This is a genomic window from Pectobacterium aroidearum, from assembly GCF_041228105.1.
GTDB lineage: Bacteria > Pseudomonadota > Gammaproteobacteria > Enterobacterales > Enterobacteriaceae > Pectobacterium > Pectobacterium aroidearum.
Map to the genome: position 1 here is coordinate 1930002 of NZ_CP166097.1, position 24939 is coordinate 1954940.

Below are 24939 nucleotides of genomic sequence, written 5' to 3' on the forward strand. Positions count from 1 at the left end.
CTATACGTCCTGCACCAACAGGCTGAACTCCAGCACCAGCAATGCCGCAATACCGGAAACTTCGGCGCGAATGAGCCTGCGCCGTGCATCGGGACTGGTATCGCGCAGGAGCAGGCGACGGCGCATCCACAGCCAGCCATAAACGGTGGCACCGTACAGGCACACTCGCCACAACAGGAAATAGCTGGCAGCATCGGCCAGCCAGTGTTCCCAGCCCGCGATGCTGCCAGCAAAGTAGATGCCCAGGACGTTGGCTGTGACGGTGATGACCAGCAATAGCACCATCCAAAGAAGGGCTCTGGCAGTACGCCAACTGAGCAGACGGTGTGAGCGCAGCCTGGCAAGACTCATGGCGTGCCTCCAGGATGGGGACGCTGCAACTGATCAAGGCGATTAGGTACGGGATCGCCTTCATAGATGCCGCGTGAGCCGGCAGCGCGTGCGCTGTGACGCTGGATGATGGCCATCGGCGAGTTGTTGGCAAGTTCGCGGCGCAGTTCAAGCTCGGTTTTGAGATTGAGAATCTCGCGGTCAAGCGTGTTGCTTTCCTGATCGACGGTGGCGATTGCCAATTGGTTGGCGGCAACGTTTGGCTCTTTCTTGCCGGTCAGTAGCGTTCGTTGCAGCAGCAGGGCTTTTTCCAGTACCGATGCCAGTGCGACTTCGGAGGCCAGGCGTCGGGCCAGAATGTCTTGATCCGGTTCGTCACGCAGTGCCTCGATGACGCTGCGGGTGATCGGCAGCGAGGCACTGCCTGCTTCGCGAAGGTTCTCGAATGTGGTGTTGCGGGTTCCCCTGACCAGTTCCTGCAGGGCTTCCAGCTTGGTGTCGTATTCGTCCTGGATGACCGGGGTCAGCCCGACGCCTGGCACGGTCTCGGTCTTGGTGCAGCCTTCGCAGGTGCGCTGTTCCTGCTCGCCCAGCACGCGGGTGGCAAAGTCGATGGCCTGCTGTGGTGATGCCCAGGTCTGGCAGGACAGGCTTTGGCAATTTGCTGTGTCGATGGATGAGGTGTCGGCCACATTGCGACCATTGACCAGGTTGTAGCCTGCGCGGGTGACATCACTGACGACCTTGATTGACCGCTGACCGGCTCCACCTGCGTTGCTGCCACCGACCCACGGCACTCCGTCGTTGCCCCGGTTTTTTTCAGCCTGTTCAATAGCCGAGACGGCATCGGTGCTGGAGACTGCCTGACGCAGCGCCATACCTTGGGCAATCTGGTTCCAGCCGAGCTGGCCGCCTGCGGTGTCTGCCATGCGCTCCGCCATCGCCTGGCAGGAGAGCTTGGAGCGGTCAAAGTCCAGTCGAGCCTGCAGAACGCCATTGGTCAGCAGGTTGTAGAGCCCCGGATCGGCCCGCTGGATGATGAGCGCGGGCAATGAGGCGACCGCGCTGGTGGCGTTCTGGATCACATTGCTCATGATGTTCTGAAAGCCGTTGGTCAGCCCGTTGAGCTGATTCTGGATTGTGGTACTGATGTTCATGTCGCCACAGATCAGGTTGCTGTTCCAGCCCACACCGACACCAAGCGAGCGCATGCCGGCCGCACCGCTCATCGACACGGCGTTGCCGCCACCGATGGAGTACATCACCTCATCGCCAATGACGGCACCGCTGTTCTGGAACCCTCCGTTCTGTGCCAGTGCCAGACCGCTGTTCAGAGCCAGTACGGCAACCAATAGTGCGGGTTGCCACAGGCGCGGCGCAGGAATTGAAAACGCTTTCGGGTCGAGCCGTTTCATCATCATGTCCTCAGTTGAAATCCACGCTGCCGAGAAAGGTCTGGCCGCGTCGCTGGCAGCAGCTATAGGGTCGCCAGAGTGCCCAGGCGTAGTCGTCTTGCTGCGCCTGAGCCAGTGATTCTTTATGTGGGAAGACCGTGCAGGAGGAAGACTGGCGAGGAGCCAGCGCTTGCCATTTTCCGGTCAAGGCATCGCTTTCCATCAATGCGCCTGCCGGCCAGTAACCGTCGCGCGTATTGGCGAGCAGGGGTTGGTACACGTGCAGTTGCCCTCGGCGGGTCACGATATCGCCCGCCCGCTGGGCGGCCACGGCGCTGGCCTTGTAGCTGTCCACTTGATGCAGAAAACCGCCGCGTGGATAGACGTTGCCCCACAGGTTCAGTGCGGTGCGTGAACCGATCTCACGCATACCGGGTATCAGCGCCTCGGGATACACCGATTCGGGAATGTTGTAGCGCCACGCGATGGTATCGAGTGTGCTCAGTAGGTACGGCATGAAGGCGGTGCCGGCACCGTCGCAGATATAGCCTGATGACGAGGCAAACTGACTGAATGCCTGGCCGCCAGGGTGGCCTATTACGTCTGCGTTGCGGAAACTGGAGAGATTGTTCTCGTTGCCATGGTTGCTGGTGCCGTCACCACCGCTCTGGGCTGTGGGGTTGGACATACTCATGGCGCGCACTTCAACCCACGGGTTGTCGCCCGTGTTGCTATAGCTCGATACCACGGCATCGGGAACGTAGTGCCTGACTTTGACGGAGGTGCGTACCGAACAGCCGAACTTGGTGCAAAGCAGCCAGTAGCAGATCCCGGTGACCCGGTATTCCATACAATCCGGGGATAGCGATGAGGCAACGATGGTGGCGGTATTGAGGGCGAACGACGAGCTGGCAGCCGTAAGCAAAACGGCGGCAGTACTGGTGCGCAGGCGGCGTGAGCGTTTCATGGCTGAGTTCTCCTGTGCGTGTTGATGAGTTCAACCGCTCTGGCGATGTCGGGTTCGCCATAAACCACATACCGTTGATCAACGATAACGGCGGGCAGGGTGGTGATGCCCAGGCTCCAGGCATCGACAACGTCCTGATAGGCTTCGTTGATGCGTTGCTGCAGGGCTGTGCCGCCTTCTCTCAGGCGTTGTTGCACGATGATGGCGGCGCGGGCGGGGTCTTGGGGGAGGTTGGCGGCCAGTTCGGCTTCGATGCGTTGAGCGGCGTCCAACTCAATGACCCGCACAGACGGGTGTTCGACCTGCACTGGATGGCGTCGATCAGTAACGACGATGATGTCAGCGGCGAAGGCGTCGGTAGCGAACAGCAACGCGTACAACCAGGCGGTGATGGCGAGTGGCCTCAGCCTGGGCAAAAGGAATGGAAGGGGATACGTCAGCATGTCGAGCCACCATGTAGTTGCTAATGGTGGTAGTCCACTGCAAAGCCGAGTGGGGCACGACAAACAAAAGGAAGCTGACGGTCACCGTATTGATGAGAGGCGTGAGTCGACTACTCTTTCAAGTTGCGCTCGCGTGTATATCCCTTACTGGAGCAGGTCAAATTTCTGACTTCAACCCAGTGCGTGTCCATATGGCAGGGGGGTTATGCCACGCGCATGGTCAATCGTTTCGGCCACTTTGAGTGCGGCATCCAACTCGCCAATGCCGAACTGCTGCATCAGTTGGTAGCGTTCGGCTTTTTCCTCGGGCTCGGTCTGCGCCAGAGCGAGATAGAGGCTGGGCGGTACGGCACGGAAGAGCACTTCCAGGTTCTTGGAGAGGATGACGCCTTCGGTGAACTTGCCAGACTCTTTGCGTGCGGACAGCATCAGCGCCTTCTGCGCGGGTGTCAGCTCCCTGAACCTGGCGATTTTTTCCACCTCGTCGGGTGGCATCGACAGGCAAATCCACCATTCGATCATGTTGAGCATGGGTTCTGCGGCCTTCGGCAGGTCGTCGATGTTCTGTGTCGCGAGCCAAAACCACGCACCCAACTTGCGCCACATTTTCGTGACCTTCACGACGTAGGGCGAGAGCAAGGGGTTTTTGGTGATGATATGGCCTTCATCCGTGACGTTGAGGATGGGGCGTCCCAGGAATTGGTCGCGCTCGGCGATGTTGTTGACGGTGTTGATAAGCGAGATATAGGCGATCGACAGTTGTGCGTTGTAGCCTTCGCGTGCATAGGTCGCCAGGTCGACCAGGGTGATGTCGGCCTCGGGCCAGGGCGTTCCGTCACGGTCGAACATTTCTCCATCGCTGCCCTGGCAGAACATATCCATCGCGTCGGCCATCTCCAGCAGGCGAGCGCGCCGGATTTCCGGCAGCGTGGTGTCATGACCCCGCTCACGCAGCGCATCGCGCACATCGCGGGTTAGCACGGTACGGTTGGCAGCGACGCAGCGCTGAGCGGCGTCCAGAATGCATTGGCGGATCAGAGAGCGGTCAGCCCGGGTCATGCGGGCTTCTTCCTTGTCTTCACCCCCCGTGATCATCAGGCGTGCCGTGATCTCCAGTTCGCCCAGTACATCGCGTTGTTCGTCGGCCTCGGCTTCCTTGCTCTGCTGCTCATCATCCAGTTCATCGGCATCGAGTGTCTGTACATCGCTGGGTGTTTCGATGAGTCTGCGGGCATCGGCGAACGGCGCAAGGCTCACACCAGCTCCGGGGGCGAGCTTGACCCGATTGACGGTCAGTCCCAAGCGCCGGGCTAACTCACAGAACAGACCGAAGGAGTTGCCGGCCTCCACAATGAAGATGCGTGGACGATAGATGGCGGTGACTTGATTGAGCAGGTTGTTGAGGGTGGCGCTTTTGCCCGAACCTGTGGGGCCGAACAGGAAAAGGTGCGCGTTCATTTGCCGATCCAGGCGGTTGAAGGGGTCGAACGTGATCAGGCCGCCTCCACGATTGAAGACGGTGATGCCTGGATGGCCTGTACCCTGGCTACGTCCCCAGGTTGGCGAGAGGTTGGCCACATGCTGGGCGAACGTCAGTTGCGTGTACCACTGTTTGCGGTCTTGGGCCGGGTTATACATGCACGGTAGCCAGCGTAGATAGGTGTTGAGCGGGGCGACTTCGTCCTCTTCGCGCACCGGTTGCAGGCCTGCGCCCAGCATCACGTTTGCCAGTTGAAGGCCCCGACTGTCGAGTTCCGTTTCATTCCGGCCACGCAAATAGAACGCCAGGCTGGCGCGGTACAGCTTGTGAGAGCTGCCGATCAGCGAGCGTGCCTCTTGCACGTCTGCCAGGGTTTGTTCGGACGCCAGCGTCTCGCCAACGGCTTTCTTTGCCAGATGATTCAGATGTGCTTCGAGTACATCCTGCGGTGTGGCAACCAGTGTCAGGCACATCATTGTGTCTTCCGGCATCTGGTCGAACAGGGTGTTGATGGCGTCGCCCTTGCGATTCTCGCCCGTCATGTGACCCACGTTGGGTGGTGTGCGCAGGCGGTCGGTCATCATCACCCGATGCGGCATACCATCAAAGTGCCACACGCCCCGGGCCGCATCTGAGCGTGGCTGGCCGAAGAACAGTCTCTGACTGAAATCTCGCCCGGAGGCCAGCTCGATTTCATCGGCGTCGTGAGTGTCCGGGTAGGCGGTTAACTGGTAGAAACGTTCGCGGTCTTCGGCGCTGGGTCCCAGCAGCGTGGGGTGTGGGTTGAACCAGCGCAGCAGCCAGTCGTGGATGTGCTGCGCGTTCAGGCGCTGGGTGCGGATGCCTGCGTTGGCCAGACCACCGCTCAGGCGATCACAAACCACATTCAAAGCCTGCTCTGGCGTCTGGCCGCGTCGGGCCGTGCTGCCAGTGGTACGGCGATAGACCACCATGCGTACCCGTCGTGTTTGTCCGCGCCAGGGCAGTCGCGTGACTGTGGCATCCTCGAACAGGCCTCCCGGTTTTGCTACTGCGCGCAGGTGATGGGCCATTGAATGCAGATAGAACTCGGTGAAGCGTGAGTGCTGCGCACGTGACTGGATGTAGCTATGCAGGGTCTGCAGATACGAGTCAAAGTTGGTCTCGTCCTGAGCGTAGAGTTGCAGTACCCAGGGGTTGTCGTCGAGCTCGTCGAAGCTGTCCTGCAGCGCGTTCTCCAGCGCATCCCGTGCCTGAGCCAGCCAGGCTGGCTCGCGGCCTTCGGTGCCCAACGGGGTCAGCTCGAAGAATGCGGCAACCGAGATACCATCTTCCAGCAGCATACTTTGCGATTCGGGCAGGTATTCGACCCAGGGCAGCAACGCGACGAACGATGGCGCAACCTCGTACAAGGCCTGCTCATCCGCCTGCGTGGCGGGGCGGTTCCCCCTCACTGCGGCACCGGGTTCGGGAATGCCAGCGTGATGCAATGCATCGGTGTGGTGTTGCCAGCCGTCCGGCTGTTCGTCTTTGGTAGGCACCGTGGGCTTGCGCCAGGGAAGCGACCAGACCATCAGTAATCCTCCGTACGTTCGCCCGGCATCGCGTACTGCACACGCTGGTAGAGGGGGAAGATGGTCGTGTAACCCGGTACAGGAACCGGGTCCGTCCCCGCCAGATGCGGGAACACGTACATCAGCAGGTCGGGGTTGGGCAGTCGCTGAAACTGGCTGCGTACTTCATTGGCGGCGGTACGCGTGTAGTGTGCCTGTTCTGCTGGGGCCGCTCGTACATCCGCATGGCTGAGTGGACGGCGCAAGCTCTGACGGGCATCGAGCAGTTGTCGATAAGCCATCTGCCCCACTCGACCCCCATTGCTGCTTTCTTGCTGCCAGATCTCCTGCATGGTTTGGCCGCCATGGGGTAACAGGTCTTCTTTGCTCGTGGCGCAGCCGGTCAATACGATCACGGATAGCATGATTGCCAGCGGTTTAGTCCAGTTCGAGCGCATGGCTTTCTCCTGTGCGATGGTCGACTTTGCGACCTTCAGGCTCGTAGTCGATGGCGAGGGGTTTTTCGAGGTGGACGGCGACATGTGCGCCTGGTTTCACATAGACCGCTGCGAATGCCTGTCCATAGAGCTTGTTGACCCAGTCCGACATGTCGCGCACACCGCCTGCGAGAATACGGCCCACAGCCTCGTTGCCGCTGATGCCCACCGTACCGATGGAGCCGTCGGCACCGGCGTAGGACATCTGACCGCTGTCCGAATCGATGAGCGATGCCGCGCCTGCGCCCGCAGCGGTGATCAGCGCCTGTGTGCCGAGATATTGCTGGGCATTACTGCGGCGCTCGCCGGACACGCACGGGATGCCGTAGGGATCGCTGATCCATCCCAGGCCGTTCTGATCATTGTTTTGTTGATTACTGCGTTCGCTGTCTTCCGGAAGGGTGCGGATGGTGCCGTCATGGAAAACGAAGGTGATGGAGCGAACTTGCCCCCTGACGCATGAGAGTGTCCAGTCGCCGGAGGCGGTGCCGCTGAATACCGCTCCTGCCACATCAGGGATATCGATGCCGTTGGCCGTGAGGTTGTCGGAGCCGACCAGAATCTTGAAGGGGTAGGGGTCATTGACGGTGCCATCGATTGGCACGCGACCGATCAGCGCGGTCATCGCGACAGAGCCCATCAGCGTTGAATTGGTCGGTACGGTGTAGACGGTTCTGGCAGTTTTGACGCCAGCAGCCCTGGCTCCCGCATCGGTGATAGGGTTGGCCGTGGTTTCCAGCGTCTTCTGAGCGGGCCCGAAACGTGTCGGAAAGCTCGGCGCAGCGTTGCCATGACGACCCTCAGTCTGCCTGGCATCATCAGGCTCTACCCAGCGGATTGTGGCCTCGTCGCTGAATCCTTCCGCATCCCCGCCTTGCAGGCCGAGGCCGACAGGCAGGTCGCCATGGCCGCCGCTGCCCATGCTGTCCAGCCGCCGTTGCAAATCTGCCAGCAGACCCTCGGTCTGCTGGCGCTCGCTGCTGAGTTGTTCCTGATCGCGGCGCAGGTTGGTTCGCTCGGACTCCAGTGCAGTGCTGATGCGCTGGTCAATGGCGCTTTCGCGCTGGCGCAAACGCTGGTTCTCTTCTCGCTGTGCCCGGTTGTCGGTGGTGGCGGTTTGCAGCTCGGTGCGCAGTTGCCGGACCTGGGCCACCAGGGTCGCGACGGTATCACGTGGTGTGTCCCCTTCGATGCCCAGCGCCTTCATTTCCTCTGGGGTGAGCTGGCTGTCCGTCTTTGTCGAGGCAGGGGACTGTGTGTCGCCACCAGAGAACATGCGGATGCTAACGAACAGGACCAGCAGTGCGACGGGGATCATCAGCCATTTCAGCAGACCGTTACTGCGCATGCTGCACCTCCGTCGTCGGGTTTGTCGTAGTTTGCACGTGCCTGGCGGGATCGAAGCGTTGGATGGCGGGTAGCAGTGACTGTGATAGCCCATGCTTGCGGGTGACCAGATACAGCACGGTGGTGTCTTCGGGGGTGCCGCGTGGGCCAAGCGTCGGATGCTGGAACGTGGCGGTGAGGAAGTTGCCCTGAAGTGTGCGCGGGTCGAGTTCGATCCAGCCCCCCTCCATATGGGTCAGCTGCACGGCAGTAACCCACTGGTCTTCCAGTCGCCATGATGCCAGCGCGGTCGCCTGAACAGGCAGCGTCGGCAGTAAGGTGTCGAGTGGCAGGTCGCGGCGCAGGTTCACGCGCACAATGCCGGGTCCAGGTTCAACGGTACGCAGTGGTGCGTACAGGTTCTGTGCTGCGTAGCGCGTCAGTACCACGGCCACGGGGGTTTCACGTCGCGCCGGCCTGTCCTGTTCTGTGATGGCGGCGTCGGTTTCGCTGTCCCGTTGCTGGCCGTAGCGCGGTGGCGTGATATTGCCCTCAACGATGCGTACCGGCTCAAGCGCCGGCTCACCGTCTTTGGCGGGGGAGGCTGCAATGTCGAGCAGAATCAGCGTGCCGCTGTCAGCGTCCTGCAACTGCAATCGGGTGGGTTCGATGGACTCACTGGCTCGCAGGTAAATTGCCCCCCCTGCGCTCTGCACGCGCAGCCGATCGCCAACGCTGGCCGGGACGCCGACACGGATGTTGCGATCCACAAACACAATGCGTTCCTGTCCGACCGTAAGGGGAACGGCAAGCGGCAGTCGCTCCCAGCGCAGGATCTCCACGGCATGGGCAACGGGCGTCAGCATCAGGGTCAACAGCCCCAGCCAGATAAGACTGAGAGGGTGGTGCTTCATGGGGTTTCTCCCTGTGTACCCAGACCGCCACGACTCGGTGGCTCCGGTGTGGGGGTTGTGATGCGTTGCGGAGCACCGTCATAGCAGTCGAGCACGAGGCCAAACGGATTACGGGCTGGATCGACATCGGCACGTGCGACTTTCACCGGGTAACGCACCAGGGCGCGTTTGACCTGTTCCGGGCCGTGGTACTCGTCGGCGCTGAGGTCGAGGGTCACCACCCAGTCACTATTGGATATTGTGCGCACCCGTGTGGTGGGGTTGTCGCCATAGCCGCGCCCTGGGATTTCGTAGACACCGCGTACGCGCTGCCGTAGTTCTCCAGTACTGCGGCGATAGTCGTAATCCGCCTGCAGAAAGGCACGGCATGCTGGGGTGAGGTACGGCGACAATGCATGCAGGTTGCGTGCGTAGTCCTCTTCCCCATTGGTTGGCCAGCGGTTGAGTTGCTGGAATACATAGAAGGTGAAAGCGTAGACCGACTCGGGAGGCACCTCCCACCAGGCACGTGCGCTCCCCGAGCGCAGGTCGGGCGGTACGTGAATGGTCAGGTCACGCGGTGCGCTCCACCAACCGGCCCCCATCACCAGTGATACCAGAAGTAATGCACTTGCACCGATACGAAGGGTCTTGATGTGTGCCTGTAGATGTGTGACTTCGTTCTTGAATCGGCTCATCGCGTTGTCCTTCTATTCGACCAGAAGCCTGAGTGCGTGATCAGCCGGTGTCCGCCGACCCAGCCTGTAAGCAGCGGATAGCGGGTCGTGATGTGCCATTGCAACTGGCGGTACAACCAGGTGTCGGGGCGACCGCGCTTCTGTCGTCGCAGGAAGCCGCCACCAACGAACACGCCGCAGGCGATGCCCAGCACAATGCAGGTCGGTGCCAGAGCGATGGTTGAAAGTAGCCAGGACAGCGGGATGCCGATGAGCAACCCGGCGCTACCGGACAGGCCACAGCAGATCCACAGCTCATCGGCTGTCAGACCGCGCACCACCACCGGATGCCGATTGAGCCGATGCGGCAGGAACGTGACGGTGCCGTCTGCGCGGATATGAGGATGCGCTGACATGTCCAGCCCCTCTCACAAAATGCCGGTAGCTTCGGTCAGCAGCCAGATGCCGATCACCAGCAGTACGGCCCCAACCGCAACCGTCAGGCCGAACTGGCCCCAGGTTTTCTTGCCGTTGTGGATCTCGGCGTAGGTGCCGTACGCGTGATAGCACACACCGATGAACATGCTGGCTACTACCAGAAGCGCGACCAACAGGACGATGTCGTAGCCGTAGTTGCGGATGGTTTCCATAATGCCGCCACCGGTGCCTCGCGATGGGTTTTCCAGTTGCGGCAATCCCTGTGCGAATGACAGTGAGGGCAAGGTGGTCAGGCTCAAAGCCAGCGCGACGCGCTGAACGAGGCGAGTGGGAGAGTGGTGGTATTTCATGGGGTTGATCCTTTCTGGTTACGAGAGGAGGAAAAACGTCAGCACGAGGTACATCGCGAGAAAGCGCACGATGACACCGAGGAACTGACGCTGGTTGAGTTGGTTCTCGGCCCAGCCGACGTAGGCGGTACGGATGGCCCATGCGCCCCATAGCAGCAGAACAGCGAACACGATGCCGATCAGGACAGTGGACATGGCTGCAGGTGTGATAGTGCTGTTTGCCTGGAAGGCGCTGATCTGTGCGGCAGTCATGGCTGGCCTTCTGGGGGGACGTTGCTGTGCTCGGATACCGATTCCTGGCGGTAGTGACTGCTCAGCTCGGTGGTGTCGCGCGGCTGGGCGCGGGACGGCGACAGATGGAACTGGATGCCTGTGCGTACACGCGCTAAATCATCGAGCAACCGGGGGTAGTTGAAGTGATAGCGTTCGCCTGATACTGTGGGAGTTCTGGATGCGCTTTGCACAACGAAGTGCTCTAGTGCGTCTAGCTGGCGCAGTGCGGCCGCCAGTTCTTGACGCTGGGCTGGCGTGTCGGCATGGGCAGTCAATGGACAGCCCTGCATCAGAGCGGCGGAGAGAAAAATGAGCGCGCTGTAGTGCGCAGCGCGAAGTCGGGTAGGATGCACCATTGCACTATTCCTCGATTCGATCAGCAATGTGGTGATCGTGACGAAGTAGGCGCTTCAGGGCTGCAAACAATCGGAACTGCGGAGCTGCCGTATTATTTTCGATAACTTAAAATAATGTAATTAGCATCACTTCGAGACCAGTTTCCTTTTGGGGGATGGTATGGTGCTCTTAAGTATTACGTTTCGGGATGTTTTTATAAAATTTTTATTGTTTTGACCTCACTATTTCAGAGTCAAATGAGGGAGAGGGTTAATTTTTTTATAATTGCTATGTTGTTTGATGGTTTTTACTGAATCGTCCCATTCTAATTTACTTGGTTTGGATGGTCTCAGTGATGTGTGTGGTGAACTAATTGATAGGGGAGTTGTGAATTGGTTTGTTCAATTCGTATTGGGTGAAAAAATTTTGCTGGGGCGATAATGGGGGCGTGGAATTGTAAATAGGCTAACGATTGAGATGGGTTTTATCTAAATTTTAATCTTACTTAAATATTTTAGTGGGTGGGTTATGGGTCCTGTGATTGGTCGTCGCTCTATTGATGATGTTGTTCGTGATTTTGGTGTTTTGGTTGGTAACTTTGAGAAGTTGCTTTCTGAGTCAGGGTCAAAAACAAATATAAAAAGTACAAAGCTGGGGAAGTACCAGAAGATGCTGGATGACTTATCTGGTATGGAAAACCGCGAGCTGTCGGGGTTGATTGGTATTGTTAATAGATATCTTGCTATGAATAGCCTTTTTTCTCATGAATCAGGAGTGTCTATTAATAACGATAAGTTGATGAAGATTCTGGAAGGGGATGCAAAAATTCATGATGCTAATGAAGGTTATAATGACGACTTCTTTGAACTTTCTATGGCTATCAGATTTGCAGTTACCTTCAAAGCGAATGACTATCCTTCCGATATTGATTTAACCACAGTGTGTGATGTTATCGCTGGTAAAGAGTACGCTATTGAGTGCAAATATTTGCATAGTCTTAGAGGTCTAAGAGATAATGTTGCAAAGGCTATAGATCAAGCTAAAAAAAGAGTTGATGGTGGGTTGGCAAAACTTGGAATTGTTGCGTTGGATTTATCTAATGTATGTGATAATGATAAGATCTGGGATTTTAGTCAGGATGTCTTTTCTTCGTTTCTAAAGTCTTATGGAAAAATGGCGAATAAAGGTTTTTTCTCTAATCAGATTAGAGAAGATGGAGTTTTGAGTTCTATAATTTCTGATGGGAATTTTTCTAAGTTGCTAAATGGTTATATTTCCCACGAGGCTGACTCGGTTTTTTATAGTGAATTTGGCAAGAGGGAGTTTGATAAGCTAAATCGAGATGTGATTGCCATAATTTATCAGACGAGCAATTGTTTTTGTTTTGAATTGGATAGTGAGGTTATTCCTGTGCCTTTTAGGTCGATGGGCTATTATGTTAATCCAGAGTTGCCAAGGTTGCATTATTTTGCTACGAAAGGGATGCTTAATAACCTAGCTTCAGGTATTTAACTTTAAAACTACAAGTATTTCTTGAAACTACTCGCCGTCAGCGCCACAGCGACGCCCAGCAATGCAGCGCCGGGCAGCAGAATCATCAGCGGATGCACCGATACCGGCAGTGCCAGATAGGCTACCCAGGGCAGTACAGCCAGCGGCAGTAACGCGGCTTTTGCCCTGTGGTAAACGAATCCTGATTCCCGACCCGCCCCAAACCTGCGCACATCGCGCCGCACCAGACCATCAACCAGGCCCACAAACACAGCCATGACAATGAGCGGCAATGTCAGTACCAGTACCAGCAAACGCACCATGAACGTCAGTGTGGTGAAGGCTGCGGCGATCAGATAGTTTTCTGACCACACATAGGCTTGGCTTACGAAGTAGCGGAAGTCGCGTCTGGGTGTCTGGCTGGGAGTACGCGCATGCTCGGCGGTCTGCTTCATGCGTTCAAGTAGTCCGGTCTTGATGAACATCCATTCATAGCCGGTGTCGATGAGCTGGTGTGCCGTGCGGCCCGGCTCCTGCACGATGACGCTGCGGGTAAAGTTATTCGACAGGTGTCCCAATTCGTACTGAAGCATCGCCTGCGAGTGTTGCCAGCCCTGGTCTTTCCAGAAAAGATGCATGCCTGCGCATTCCACGATGATTGAAATCAGCAATGAGCCAATCAGTACACCCACTAACCTGAATGGCAAGGTGATGACACTGGCCAGCAGGCTTTTCCGGCGTGTCTGCTGATGTTGTGCCGTAGCTGCTGGATCGCTCATGGCGCTTTACTCTCGTCGATAATAGGGTCGGCATCCTCATCAAGCAGTTCAGGCGGTAGCGCTTGCTTCTGTAGCATAGGTGAGCCCTGGTTCTGCCACCATTGACTGGTATCGGTGTAGCTTTGACGCATGTAACCTGCCAATTGCTGAAGATCGGTTGGCATGATTTCATCTGGATCGGGGGCGGGCAGGGGCATGCGGACTTTCCACAGGTTGCCACCCTGTAGCAGTGCAAAGCATTGCCCTTTTGGAAGTTGAACAACGTGTGACGGCTCAATCATCGGCACACTCGACATGCTGATGCGATCCTGTGTGTTGCTGGTGAAATCGGTTTTGGTGTAGATGTCTGAACTGTCGGTTGCGCCGCTGACCACCGTGGTGGTGTAGACCTCCACCTTGGGCAATTGCTTGGTGAGCAGTTCGGCGGTGGCTGTCTCGCGCACGCGCAGCATGAACAGGTTATTGAAATTTCCGACGACTTGACCTGCTTTGGCGCGATTGCCAATGCGTGCTTCGATATCGCTCAGGGTTTGAGTGTAGGCGGTGACCTGGATGCCGGCACCGCCACCTTTGTTGATCATCGGGATGAATTCATTGCCCATCAACTCATTGAATTCATCGGCATGAACGTTGATTGGTACTTTGGTGTCTGCCGATGCACCGGGCAGGCCGTCGTCGATACCGAATTTGTAGATGTGTCCGGTCACAGAGACCATATCGCTGAACATCGAGTTGCCCACTGCGGCGGCGACTTCGGCATCAGACAGCGCATCGAGCCCGACGTAGACTACCGCACGTTTCCTGATGATTTGCATCCAGTCGAAAATCGGCCTGGGGTCACTCAGATCCGAATAGTTCGGTGCCAGCAATTGGGCGATTTTGCCGCTGGTGAGTTTTTCAAGTAGGGGCAGCAAGCTGGCGACGATCTTGTCGAAATAGGTCTTGTCGTAGCGAACCGCCGATCTCAGGCCATCCAGTACGGGGTCGTAGTTACGGGCCTGACTGAGGTATTGCTCAAGGGCAACCACGCGCTTTTCGCGGCCGATCATGTTCCTGGGAATATTCTTCTCGTTGAGCTTGGCTTCAATCTGAACGATGACTTCCCAGGCCTTGGGTTCCGTTCTGGCGAAGTAGTGCTGGGCGTATTCGATGAACAAGGCGTCGATATTGATGACGTGGCGCTGGATCAGCATATAGTCTGGTCGTTGCCCCAGTTCAATCAACGCCCTGGCGATGATGTTGACGAATCGCCAGGCAAATTCCCGGAAGGCCGCACTGTTTCCCTCTCCCGATAGCTGGCCCGAGATACGCGTCGCGACCTCGGAAATTCGCCCGAAACGGCCTACTGCGTTGTAACGGGCGCTGATCTCCGGCCACCCCAGATGGAACACGTAGAACGCGTTCTCTCTGCCTGCGCGTCTTGCCTCGACGAACATCCTCTTGAGCAGATCTGCGTCTCCTTTAGGGTCGAAAACAATGACCACTTCATGCTCGCCGAGGTGATTCTTTCGACGAATGTCCTGGGTGATGAACAATTCGGCCAGCCGCGTTTTACCCACGCGTGTGGTGCCCAGAACGAGTGAGTGGCCAACGCGTTCACCTAGCGGCAGGCTGACATCAACTTCCTCCGGTTCGATGCCATGCAGGCGCGGCAAGCCGCCAACAGGCGGTAATGGCCGTACTGGATTGAGCGGGATATCCCAGGTTGTGAGGCGGGGCAGTAGCGACAGCGGAAAGGGTGCGAATTCCAGCCGTTCCTCCAGGTGTCGTGCCAACTGGTAGGCGGGTGTCGGCTCCACATAGCGCCTGAACTCGGGCCGGTAGGTCTGCATCAATCTGTGGGTGTGCTTTTGTTCCCAGCGAAACCCTTTGCCAATGAACAAGCGTTGTTGGCTGACAGGCACATTCCTGCTCGTCATCACGTAACGTGGCAGGCGACGGATATCGCGGCGGTAGCGCAGGATCACCTGCGCATCGCGCCAGCGCAGTACGCCAAAAAAACCGAATGCCAGTGCGCTACCGATGCCGATGTCCGGACTCAGCGCGAGCGACCACGGTGCTGCCACGCACAGCAGCGCGGCTCCGGCACAAACGGCAACGGTGTAGAGCTCCACAGGAGGGCGCAGCAGTACCTCGACCGGCTGAGTCTGTGCCATCGTGTTATTGCTCAATACCCGTGCTGGTGATGAGCACGGGGTAATGGCGCAGGCCAAGGCGTTCGGCCAGGTCATCGGCGGCAACGGGTGCAAGCTGCAGGCCCGGCGCGGCTGCGCGCAGGCGTACCAGACCGTCCTCAGTCTCTACGTTGACGACCAGACCGACGGCACCACGCTCGCGCAATGATGCGCCCTGGCGTTGCAGCCACACATGCGATGCTTCATCGTCGCCGACCAGGAAGAACGGCTGCAGGCCAGGAGCGTCAATGATCCGGCGTGCTACGGTGCCGGGTGTGAGTTTCGGGCTACGCACTGGCAGCATGTCCGCTTCGGTGGCTGGATTGACCTGCACCGAGGGGAGTGCAATAGGGGGGCGTGGCGTACCAGGTGAACGTGCCTGAAGGCTTAGCGCTTCGTAGTACGGCAGGGCGGATGCCCCGCCCAGGTCTTTCACCACGATGGGCGGTTGTGCCGCGTGCAGCAACGGCGGTACGGTGGTGAGGGGCAGGAGCAGGCCGTATACGGCAGCGATATGAGGCATCATGGGGAGGTCTCCTTGCTGATAGTCGTGGCGAACAATTGCTGTTGTGGCCCTAATACGCGCTGAAGGTGCTGCGACACACTGCGGCGGTAGCGTGCCGCCGGAGCACCTCCAGCGGGTCGGTGGTAGCGACCAATCGCCAGCAGCCAGTCTTCGCCGGGTGTGTGCTGCTCTTTGAGGATCTGCGCAGCGATAGCCAGGTTGTTGTACGGATCGAGTAATTCGCAGGGCTGGCGGTAGCGGTGCTTCTGCCAACCGAGATTGATCTGCCCCAGGCCCACGTCGATGCGGGTAGGTGGTACGTCTTGCAGCGCCTGATGCACTCCTGCGCAGGCTTGCGCCTGGCTGGCATATCGGCGTGACTGGCCGGCGACATTCAGAGACCACGGCCACGGCACGATGCGCTCTCTCTGGTACACGCCACTTTCCTGCAACGCCACGGCATACAGGACGACGGAGGGAATCCCTGCGCGTTGAGCGGCCAACTGGTAGGCGGGAGGAGGGATTTCTTGCGCCTGCGCCAGGTTGGTCAGCAGCAGGTACACCAGTAGTACATTCAGGCGCTGCATGGCGTTCAGGGCTGGCGTTGCCATTGACCATTGATCTGTCTGAGACTGGCAGGCAGTTCTCCGGGCATGCCCAGAGACAACCAGCGGCCGGCATCGTGGTTCAGGGTGATGGTGCCGTTACGCACCCGTACAGGGTCGATCCGGGCACGCTTGGCCCAATCGCGGATACGCGCATCGTCTTGCCGCGAGCCGACCATGTACAGGTCGAATTCAGTACCCGACGCTTGCAGGCGCTGTACGTGCTCGGTGCATGAAAGGCAGTCTTCTTTGATGAACACTGCCGTGCGGCCGCTGCCGGTCATTGCGTTGCTGTTGGGGGCGGCATCCGGCAGGTTCACCCGCTGCATGCCAGGATTCAGCCTTTGCCAGGCTTCATCATAAGCGCGTTGATAGGCCAGCAGCTTTTCAACGCGATGTGCTTCTGCCTGTACTTGCAGTTCGGCATAGCGTTGCCGTTCGTCGTCACTGCGTGCCTCGATGCCCAATGCTGATAGTGGGTCGAGGTTGGGTGAGTATGTGCCGAGTGGCCCCTCCATGAGTTCGCGGTAACGCTGCCATTCTTCGGTGTTCAGGCCCCAGTCCTGGGCCAGGTGCGCGTCTCGGTGCTGTTCGACCCGAGTCGGTACGATACGAGACTCCATAGTGGTGGGCTGCTGTGCCATCGTGGGGAGTGGAAGGGCGGTCACCGCAGCAGCGATAAGGATCGTCATCAGGCGTTTCATGGTCTTCTCCATCAGGGGATCGCCAGGCGGCGCGTCTGTCCAGCGCGGCTGAAAATTGCGGTGTCACCCTCAATGGCATCCAGTCGCCACTGGCCCACGGTTTCGCCGAGCGACACAAGCTGGATTTGTGTGGATGACAGCTTTCCGCTGGCAGGTGCCAGCGAGACCATGCGTTGTCCCGCACGCAGCTCCAGACCCAAGATGCGGAACGGGAATGGCATGTTCCTGGGCGCTGTCGCTGCAGGGTTGGCAGTGCTGTGGGTGGTTGGCGGGCTTGGACGGGCAACGTCCTGTTGAGACTTGAGCCGTTCAAGCTCGTCACGAAGGGTTTGCACGGCTTGTGTGGAAGCCTGGTTTTCCTGCATCTGCTCGATTTGAGCGAGGCGATTTTCCAGATTCTGCTGTAATTCCCGTAGGGCTGTAGCGCTGGCAGGGAGAGTGTGCGTTTGAAGTACCTGCATGCTATCAGCCAGCTCTGCCATGCTTGCTTCCAGTACGTGAACTTGCCGCACGCTGGCATCCACCTGTTCACGTTCAGCAAGGTTGGCTATCGCGCGATAGCTCTGGCTGATAAAAACAGTGAGCACACTCAACCACGCATAGATCAGGAACCAGGAGACAGCGGTTGCCGTGCGCTTCAGCCTCGTAGGTGCGTTGTTCATGGTTGACCTCCTGCGGACAGGGCCGCTTTACCTGCCTTGGCGGCCGGGAGGTCGCTGGAAACTGCACCGACCTTGCTATCTGTGCTGGCGCGTACAAAGCACACCTGCCGCACTCGGTCATCGACCTGCATATCCCATGCTGAGCCAGTCAGGGTCAGCAGAGCGTCGCGTAGGGTCATGGGCCCCATGTGCAGGTGTGCGGCGGGGAGCGGAAGTGAATACAGTTCAATGAGGGTTTGTGCTGTTTCACAGAGCTGGTAACCGCTGCGTTTGAGCACATGCCGCAGGCCATCACCGACGGTGGCACGGGCGTCTTCGGGTATTGCCACGTCAATTACCTGTAGCAGCAGGTCGCGTTGCGCCGCATTGGGTGCCAGTTCAACAAGGGTATAGCGCCCGTAGCGCACGATTGGGATGAAGTCCGGCGTCGCGTCGGGAACCGGGGAGACCGTTTTAATGGGCGGTGAGGGGGGCGGGGCAGTGGTTGTTGTGCATCCGCTGCTCAATGCTGCAATGATCAGCAGGTGACTGACGAACAACTGCCGGGTTGAATGTGTGGGTGACATGGTTCAGCTCTCTGTTGCGATGAGCTGCTACCTTCGTCTGAGGCGTGGGTTTGATCAGCAAAGAATGCGGATTGGGTGCCTTCCTATTTTGCGTCGTTGCCGCAGACGAAGTAGAGGGGGATTTTCTGTTTGACGATGATTCCAGCTCTGCAATTCTCTGAACTACGCTAGGGCCTGATGCAGTAGTTTTATCAATCGGTGAGGCGAGTTCAGCATATGCTGGTGTTTTCCGGAACTTGACCCAATTGCAGCGGCAGGCAAGGAAATTCGGCTCATCGAGGACGATGAGTTGGTGCGGATTTTCCGTCACTGTCACCTGGATCATCTGGAGGCGGAGGGACTGGAAGACGGCGCCATTCCGTTGGCGATCCTCATGCAACCGGTGCCCGTATATTTGGGAGTTACTGGAACAGGTAAACCGTTTATGAAGGTAGCCCCACCGCTCCCTTATAATCACCATGGTCTGACTAAATTGGAGTGGTAATATGCAAATTTATTTAGGTGGAAGTAACAAAAATCTGAACGGAATTCTATAATGTCTGTGATAGGTCAAGAGCGGACATCCAGAAATAGCTGCGTTAAGCCCGAGGTGGTTGTCATCAACCTCTCGTAGACAGTGTCAAATCGCAATTATTTCTCCGCATTTGAGATGTATTGACGTCTAGGAGTCCGTTCAGGAGCTGAGAAATGGAAATTCACCACTACACAAAAGCATCTACCCTTCCATTAATCCTTCAAAGTGGCAAGATCCGGTTCACAAGAGCTGATCACTTGGATGACCTCGCGGAGATGCCTTTTGAAACATTTCACCTGTCGCGGCAGGCTTACTTTGTAAGCTCCTGGGTGAAATCAACTGTTGAAAAATCAGGGCAGTGGTACCGGTATGCAGATCAACACCGAGGCGTTCGCTTGAGCTTCAATAGCTCCCCATTTCCGGTGAATAAATTGCAACTTGAGCTTAGCCGCCCATATAAAACCAAGGACGGCGAATTAAAGAAGGTGGGACTTAAACTCAATGATGCGCCAGCACCATTTACAAAAAAACAATGTTTGGCAAGGGCTTTGTGCTTATGCCATGGGCTGACGAGGAATCCTTCGGTGGCGAAATTCTATATGTCGAAGATCCTTCCGCCTATTTGAAGCAGTTCGTTCGCTCAAATCCAGAGATAACTGAGATTACTGGAGGCTCTAGGTTATGCCGGATAAAGTCCGCGCACTGGGAAGATCAATCTGAGCTTCGGTTTACTCTAATGGCCATTCGAGGACCAGAGCTCATCTATGAAGATAATCCTGATGAGTATGAGCATGAGCTCCTCAACCTCATGGAAAAATGGTATACCTTGGAAACAGGAGCCCCACCGCCAGAGCTGCCTTTCATTGATCTGCCGATAGGCACTTCAATGCTTAATCACATGACATTAACGTTGGGATCAAGTATTAACGAGAAAGATCGCGAAGTTGTATTGCAGGCCATCCAACGCTATGCCCCTAATACCTTAGTTTTAGAAAGCGCGGTACTGATCCGGTGATTTCGAAAAACTGCCAAAAAATGATAGACAGGTCTGGAACGATTGCAGTCACGCGCCAAGCAGAGACGAATTCTACTGAAGTAGTATATTTTTTAGGCTTAAATCATATAGCGCAGACATAAAAATAATGCGTGAATTTCGAGGGCCTCATGCTAGAAAATTATGAATTAATGGAGGAGCGATTTGTTGCATTTATTGATATCCTTGGCTTCAAGGAAATAATCAGAGGCATAGAAGAGCGCAACTCAAAAGATGACCTGATTTTTATGAAAATAAGGTCAGTTTTAAACTTCCTGGATGAAGAGACTTATGAGCCAAACTATGCTACAGACCTTCCAATATACGAAGAAACGAAAGACGGCCTGATAGAAAGAGAGCTTGGAGATCCAAGGCTAACATACATTTCCGACTGCATAATAATATCGGCTCAGCCAACTATGGATGGTTTTAAAGGGTTATCAAGGAAAATTCATAAGATAACCGCTGACTTAGCTTCCGATGGCATATTTTGCAGGGGCGCTATTACTAAAGGGAAATTATTCCACAAGGAACGGGTGATTTTTGGTAGCTCATATATTCGAGCTTTCACGCTTGAAGAGGAGCTTGCAGTTTTTCCTAGGGTAATCATAGATCCAGAAATTATGAATTTCTTTTCCATAAAAGAAGGGCAAATGCCATTGGCTCCTGCTTTTTATGGGCTTGATATTGACGGCTTTTATTATCAGCGCTATTGGACATGGTTTTTATATCCGCCGCATGCTGGTGCGTATTATTCATATTTATACCGAGTGCGTGGGCACATTGACGAAAACCTTGAAAAGTTTAAAGATTCGCCTCGCATCTTAGAAAAATATCAATGGCTTGATCGAGAGTTCAATAGCTTAATTTCTTGGTGGCAAGAGTTGGGACTAATGAAGTTAACGGAACATGAGAACATACTAATGCGCAAATGAGTCGCTTCTCGGATTTGTCAGAGAACTTCCGCTAGCCCTTACGATACATCTATCGTAAGGCGACTATGGGTTGAATCCGCAGCCAGAAGCGGACGTTGCTCTTAACATCTCCAATTTCAGGCTGGGAGCAACTGCTAGACCTGCATATTGTAAATTGTCGTTTTTGTCGAGATCGGACATATAGTGGGCAGTCCAATAAGGAAATCTCCTCCTCCTGAAACCACTCCATAGCTTTGATTGCTGCGGCAGCGGATAGATTCCAGTGACTGCAATAAGGTCGAAAGCAAGCATCTTACTTTGCATCTGGTGTTGTGCCTTCTTTGTTTTAAATGGTGCGCGAAGGAATGGGTTGCGATGACGAACAATCCCGTTGTCTCTGGGCAGTTTTCATTGCCACAGCGCAACGTGTCATGTGAAAAAGCCGACGTCCTTGCGGGACGCCGGCAGACAGGAACATCAGGCTGCGACAAGTTGCCGGGCCAGGGCGACTTCAATAGAGTCTCCATCTTGATTAAGTACATCCAATCCTGATTCAGGAACGTCTCCCGACGTGCTCTGAGAGACCAGAATCTTCTTCGCCATCAGCGCCAGGCACGTCATTTGCGACGTGGCCGCATACCCCAGGTAGATCACCTTCACAGGCTGCTTCTGGCCGATACGCCAGGAGCGTCGTGCGGCCTGCTGCAGTGTGTACACGTTGTACCCTGATTGCATGAACACAATCGTGGGGAACTCCAGAAGATCCAGCCCTGTTTTGACAAGCTCCGGGTTGGTGATGAGGACATCGATGCCACGGTCGAGCTGTTCTGCAATCCAGTCTTCACGGCGGCTGGCATCGACGCTGGCGCGCAATACCGCAACCCGAAAACCTTCTTGCTCCAACAGCATTTTCAGCCTGCTGGTGGTATCTCGCGTGCCTGTGTAGACGGAATAGGCCAGGATCTTGCGCCCCTCTGCTTTCTCCTGCTTGCAGATGTCGATCAGTTCCCGCTCTTTAGGCATCACCTGCAGCTCGTTGAACTGGGCCTGGGTGAATGCCAGTACCTCTCGCGTACGCGGGTGGCGCACGGTTTCGGTACGAAAGCAGCAGTCAGACCAGGCCAGCAGCACATTGAGCACCACGCCCAGCAAGGTGGTGTCCCGCTTACGCAGGGCTTCCTTGAGCTGACTCGTCAGGCTGGCAGCGAGCTTGCTGTAGGTATCACTTTGCTCGGCATCCATCTCGACTTCCCTGAACTCTTCGTCATATGGGGGCAGTACGCCACCAATATCCCGGAGTTTGAGGAAAATCGTGAAGGGCAGAACGCAGCGCAGCACGCCCTTGGGGCCGAACCCTGGCGCTTTAACGGTTCTGACGGTGACCTTCGAGCCTCTTGCGGTCTTGTGGGCCGGGCCGTCGCTCTCGGAATAGATGTCCTTGAGGACGCCATGATCCCGCATGAATGCCATGGCCGCAGCGTTCATGCTGCCACTGGTACTGGGTCGGTAGCCGTCTTCGATCATACGTCCGGGCAATGCTCGGAACAGCAGATAGAAGAGATCGGAAGCGTAGCCTCCCATCAGCGTGCCGGTGAGCAGCAACGTTTTGCGGGTTTTGGCCGCAATCACGCCCATGGCCTGACCTTGCGCGGAACCGCCTGTCTTGTACTCGTGGGCTTCGTCGGCGATGAGCAAATCGAACGTGCTTTGCGGCAGATACCGCTTCACGAATTCGCTGGGTTGATAGCCGCCCTCACCGAAGCCGAACTCCATACTCGACATGGCGCGTTCCATGCGCTGAGCCTGCCGGTCTGAAAAGACCAACTCCCCCCGGTTGTCCATCAGATTGATGAACTGGTGGAAGTTGTCCCCAAGCATCGAGGCCAGGAATGAATCGCCAAAGGTCTTCATCAGCTTGGCGGCTGTGGCTTCACCAATGGTCGGAATGCGTTTTAGCGCCCGCAGTACTGCTGCGGATTGATCGCTGCCTGACAAACTGCGTGGTCGCATCAGTGTCCAGAGGGCACTTTTGCAAACGCCACACTTGCGACGCACTTCCTCAGCATCGAGTTCCAGTGCGCTGACAGGCTCGCCATCAAGGGTGTGAACCATGGTGCCGCAGTGTGGGCAAAGCCCAACGGTGCCGTGACGGGTGCGTTTGCGAACGAATGCAGGCTTCCAGTGGAAGCCCATTCGCATGCGCACACGGCCAATGATGAAAAATTCCTGTCCATCGGCTGGCACGTTCAGTTGCTCGCGCAGCTTGATCAGTTTGAGCAGCGTGTCCGGGCCGTTGAGCACCCAGACTTTGGCTCCCGTGACGGTTTCGAGAATCTCCCGCCGCCATTTGTAGACCAGGTGCGGTGGGCTGAGCACGAGTGTGCGGCGATAGCCTTCCGCATTGAGTACCGCCGCCAGCGCGATGCCGACAGTGGTTTTTCCTGTCCCCATCTCACCATTGACGATGGCCGCGCGCTCGCCCTGATTGACGAGCAACTCGGCCGCTGCATGCACGACCTCAGCCTGGGCGGGGAACAACTGTCGCTTGAGACTGGCAAGAATGCGTTGTCGGTTTGCACGTGGCACACCTTTGTAGACCGGTGGATTGGCCCGGTTGAGAGAGTCGAGCAATTCATCCCCGAACTCGCTGACGAAATCCTGCATGCTGATGGAGAGTTCGTCGTTCGCAGGGCCGAACAGATCATCGGTTTCGGGTGATTGCGTGACGGCAGGGGCCGCTTCAATTTGTATGCTCATGGTGATGCTCCAAAAAATGGGGCATGCACCGCCCAGGGGCGATGTATGCCCCGATGGGTAAGAGAAATGAGCTGGTGTTGAACTCGGGTTCAGTGGCCAGCAGTGTGTAGGTGGTACTGCTTCCCCTTGCAGGGATCAATGGATGGTGAGAATCCGTCCCAGCATGGCTGAGTTAGGAGACAGGTCCCATGCTCTGATGACGGGCACGAACTTATCGGTGAGAATGCGCGTTTCGGCGATTGAACCGTCATCGCGTTCGCAATACTCGGTGCTCGTTGCTTTCTGCTTGTAGGTGTCGCCCTTGACGGCAAGTGTGCGGCCGCTTTGGGACTGCACGACGCCGGAGATCGCACCCGCTGCCAGGGCCAATGCCAGGTGCCATTCAGATAAAGCACGAGCAGGCGCGCGCAGCGACTGCTGCGCGGCACCGAGGTGAGTCTCGAACGCTGGCCACAAACCTCGCAGACGCTGTACTTCTTCGGCGAACTGCATCGGCTCCATGCTGATGCGATAAAAATGCTCGGGTTCGGCCTGGGTGCCTGGCACGATATAGGGAAGCGACGTCCACTCGGGCGGCAATTCCTCTACGTCCTGTTCTCCCTGCCCGATTTGCAACAACCGGGCGCGGGTGGACTTCACGTCTTCACTCGCCAGATCGCGCTGGCGAGCACGACGACCAAATAGCACCACTTGTTTGAATTGTGTATCTACCGCACGGAAGATACGCAGATCGGCGAAGTGGCGCGTGAGCCAGCCCACCATTTCCTGGTCGAGCACATAGAACGGAATGATGAAAATGAGAATGCCGTGGTACTGCAGCAAGGGCAGTGTCCGCTGGTAGAACAGCTTTTCCAGTCGGGGCCGGCCCTTACCGTCGTAGCCGATGTTGCCGTTGGCATCTCTGGATAAGTCGCCGTACGGTGGATTGAGCCAAAGCAAACCGAATGCCTGACGCGAGATGAGAGTATCCATCAGGTCGGCATGGATGCAGTGATCGACCAACAACCGTGCATGGCTGGCGCGCTCCTGATCGTACTCGACAGCGTACGAACGGGTGTGATCAAGCCCGAGGGCATGGGCGGCTTCGGCAATCGCAACGCCTTCGCCGGCACAAGGGTCAATAATGCACATGGGCTCATCGCTGGGAGCCAGTGCGGCGAGTGTCCGTTCGAGCGTGGACTCATCGGTAGGGTAATAGCCATTTTTGGCAAAATTTCTGGCGAGCCGGGGAAACATGAGTGCCATAGGGATCTCCTGTCTGGCGATGATGAAAGAACGTGCAGGTGCCTGGTAAGGTGC

At 56.7% G+C, this 24939-nt stretch carries 26 protein-coding genes and 1 pseudogene; 5 read left to right on the top strand and 22 right to left on the bottom strand.

The annotated features are described in order from the left end of the window. From AB8809_RS08845 to AB8809_RS08905, 13 genes are all read right to left on the bottom strand, one after another. Positions 1–351, bottom strand: coding sequence for a hypothetical protein (locus AB8809_RS08845; protein WP_349856141.1), 351 nt, complete (start codon positions 349–351; stop codon positions 1–3). Next, entirely contained in the window at positions 348–1745 is a 1398-nt protein-coding gene (locus tag AB8809_RS08850) for an integrating conjugative element protein (protein ID WP_249651817.1), read from the bottom strand. Before AB8809_RS08850 ends, AB8809_RS08845 begins: the two co-directional genes overlap by 4 nt. Positions 1746–1755: 10 nt before the next feature. Further along, on the bottom strand, positions 1756–2691 hold the full coding sequence (locus tag AB8809_RS08855) for a TIGR03756 family integrating conjugative element protein (protein WP_349856140.1): 936 nt from the start codon (positions 2689–2691) through the stop codon (positions 1756–1758). Then, positions 2688–3134 carry a TIGR03757 family integrating conjugative element protein gene (locus tag AB8809_RS08860; RefSeq protein WP_349856139.1) on the bottom strand — a complete coding sequence of 149 codons (447 nt, stop codon included), beginning with the start codon at positions 3132–3134 and terminating at the stop codon, positions 2688–2690. The genes AB8809_RS08855 and AB8809_RS08860 overlap by 4 nt, the downstream gene beginning before the upstream one ends. A gap of 171 nt (positions 3135–3305) precedes the next feature. Continuing rightward, entirely contained in the window at positions 3306–6167 is a 2862-nt protein-coding gene (locus tag AB8809_RS08865; RefSeq protein ID WP_349856138.1) for a conjugative transfer ATPase, read from the bottom strand. Continuing rightward, the gene (locus tag AB8809_RS08870) at positions 6167–6604 is read right to left on the bottom strand and encodes a TIGR03751 family conjugal transfer lipoprotein (RefSeq protein WP_349856137.1); all 438 of its coding nucleotides are present in this window, start codon (positions 6602–6604) and stop codon (positions 6167–6169) included. The genes AB8809_RS08865 and AB8809_RS08870 overlap by 1 nt, the downstream gene beginning before the upstream one ends. Then, the gene (locus AB8809_RS08875) at positions 6585–7991 is read right to left on the bottom strand and encodes a TIGR03752 family integrating conjugative element protein (RefSeq protein WP_349856136.1); all 1407 of its coding nucleotides are present in this window, start codon (positions 7989–7991) and stop codon (positions 6585–6587) included. Before AB8809_RS08875 ends, AB8809_RS08870 begins: the two co-directional genes overlap by 20 nt. After that, the gene (locus AB8809_RS08880; RefSeq protein WP_349856135.1) at positions 7981–8883 is read right to left on the bottom strand and encodes a TIGR03749 family integrating conjugative element protein; all 903 of its coding nucleotides are present in this window, start codon (positions 8881–8883) and stop codon (positions 7981–7983) included. Before AB8809_RS08880 ends, AB8809_RS08875 begins: the two co-directional genes overlap by 11 nt. Beyond that, positions 8880–9560, bottom strand: a complete 681-nt coding sequence (locus tag AB8809_RS08885; protein WP_129707059.1) for a PFL_4703 family integrating conjugative element protein — start codon at positions 9558–9560, stop codon at positions 8880–8882. Before AB8809_RS08885 ends, AB8809_RS08880 begins: the two co-directional genes overlap by 4 nt. Next, positions 9557–9955 (bottom strand): TIGR03750 family conjugal transfer protein, encoded by a 399-nt coding sequence (locus tag AB8809_RS08890; RefSeq protein ID WP_129712328.1) that lies wholly within the window; start codon positions 9953–9955, stop codon positions 9557–9559. The genes AB8809_RS08885 and AB8809_RS08890 overlap by 4 nt, the downstream gene beginning before the upstream one ends. A gap of 12 nt (positions 9956–9967) precedes the next feature. Further along, the gene (locus tag AB8809_RS08895; protein WP_103182609.1) at positions 9968–10327 is read right to left on the bottom strand and encodes a TIGR03745 family integrating conjugative element membrane protein; all 360 of its coding nucleotides are present in this window, start codon (positions 10325–10327) and stop codon (positions 9968–9970) included. An 18-nt stretch (positions 10328–10345) separates the two neighbouring features. Beyond that, entirely contained in the window at positions 10346–10579 is a 234-nt protein-coding gene (locus AB8809_RS08900) for a TIGR03758 family integrating conjugative element protein (protein ID WP_025920323.1), read from the bottom strand. Beyond that, a complete protein-coding gene (locus tag AB8809_RS08905) occupies positions 10576–10956 on the bottom strand; it encodes an RAQPRD family integrative conjugative element protein (protein WP_349856134.1) in 381 nt (126 codons plus the stop codon). The genes AB8809_RS08900 and AB8809_RS08905 overlap by 4 nt, the downstream gene beginning before the upstream one ends. A 508-nt stretch (positions 10957–11464) precedes the next feature. Here AB8809_RS08905 and AB8809_RS08910 point away from each other — a divergent pair. Then, positions 11465–12448, top strand: a complete 984-nt coding sequence (locus AB8809_RS08910; protein ID WP_349856133.1) for a hypothetical protein — start codon at positions 11465–11467, stop codon at positions 12446–12448. Between the two features lie 8 nt (positions 12449–12456). Here AB8809_RS08910 and AB8809_RS08915 read toward each other — a convergent pair whose 3' ends face one another. From AB8809_RS08915 to AB8809_RS08945, 7 genes are read right to left on the bottom strand one after another with little or no spacing between them, the layout of a single operon-like run. Further along, entirely contained in the window at positions 12457–13206 is a 750-nt protein-coding gene (locus AB8809_RS08915) for a TIGR03747 family integrating conjugative element membrane protein (protein ID WP_205566934.1), read from the bottom strand. Continuing rightward, entirely contained in the window at positions 13203–15362 is a 2160-nt protein-coding gene (gene traD, locus AB8809_RS08920; RefSeq protein ID WP_349856132.1) for a type IV conjugative transfer system coupling protein TraD, read from the bottom strand. Before traD ends, AB8809_RS08915 begins: the two co-directional genes overlap by 4 nt. A gap of 4 nt (positions 15363–15366) precedes the next feature. Next, entirely contained in the window at positions 15367–15906 is a 540-nt protein-coding gene (locus AB8809_RS08925; protein WP_129712322.1) for an integrating conjugative element protein, read from the bottom strand. Beyond that, complete coding sequence (locus AB8809_RS08930; RefSeq protein WP_129712321.1) at positions 15903–16496, bottom strand: transglycosylase SLT domain-containing protein; 594 nt, start codon at positions 16494–16496, stop codon at positions 15903–15905. Before AB8809_RS08930 ends, AB8809_RS08925 begins: the two co-directional genes overlap by 4 nt. Further along, positions 16478–17194 (bottom strand): TIGR03759 family integrating conjugative element protein, encoded by a 717-nt coding sequence (locus AB8809_RS08935; RefSeq protein WP_129712320.1) that lies wholly within the window; start codon positions 17192–17194, stop codon positions 16478–16480. Before AB8809_RS08935 ends, AB8809_RS08930 begins: the two co-directional genes overlap by 19 nt. Positions 17195–17205: 11 nt before the next feature. Beyond that, on the bottom strand, positions 17206–17856 hold the full coding sequence (locus AB8809_RS08940; RefSeq protein ID WP_129712319.1) for a hypothetical protein: 651 nt from the start codon (positions 17854–17856) through the stop codon (positions 17206–17208). Next, positions 17853–18422: a PilL N-terminal domain-containing protein gene (locus tag AB8809_RS08945; protein WP_129712318.1), complete on the bottom strand. Its 570-nt coding sequence runs from the start codon at positions 18420–18422 to the stop codon at positions 17853–17855. Before AB8809_RS08945 ends, AB8809_RS08940 begins: the two co-directional genes overlap by 4 nt. Positions 18423–18663: 241 nt before the next feature. Here AB8809_RS08945 and AB8809_RS08950 point away from each other — a divergent pair. From AB8809_RS08950 to AB8809_RS08965, 4 genes and pseudogenes are all read left to right on the top strand, one after another. Next, positions 18664–18801, top strand: a pseudogene (locus AB8809_RS08950) (integrase); the annotation flags it as partial. Positions 18802–19109: 308 nt separating this feature from the next. Next, positions 19110–19562, top strand: a complete 453-nt coding sequence (locus AB8809_RS08955) for a hypothetical protein (protein ID WP_129712317.1) — start codon at positions 19110–19112, stop codon at positions 19560–19562. 110 nt (positions 19563–19672) lie between these two features. Continuing rightward, positions 19673–19951 carry a hypothetical protein gene (locus AB8809_RS08960; RefSeq protein WP_129712316.1) on the top strand — a complete coding sequence of 93 codons (279 nt, stop codon included), beginning with the start codon at positions 19673–19675 and terminating at the stop codon, positions 19949–19951. Positions 19952–20100: 149 nt separating this feature from the next. Then, complete coding sequence (locus AB8809_RS08965; protein ID WP_129712315.1) at positions 20101–20904, top strand: hypothetical protein; 804 nt, start codon at positions 20101–20103, stop codon at positions 20902–20904. A gap of 456 nt (positions 20905–21360) precedes the next feature. On the opposite strand, the gene AB8809_RS08970 is transcribed toward AB8809_RS08965, so the two are convergent. Then, positions 21361–23640 carry a DEAD/DEAH box helicase family protein gene (locus tag AB8809_RS08970; RefSeq protein WP_349856131.1) on the bottom strand — a complete coding sequence of 760 codons (2280 nt, stop codon included), beginning with the start codon at positions 23638–23640 and terminating at the stop codon, positions 21361–21363. Between the two features lie 135 nt (positions 23641–23775). Next, positions 23776–24885: a DUF6094 domain-containing protein gene (locus AB8809_RS08975; RefSeq protein WP_349856130.1), complete on the bottom strand. Its 1110-nt coding sequence runs from the start codon at positions 24883–24885 to the stop codon at positions 23776–23778. Positions 24886–24939 lie beyond the last annotated feature (54 nt).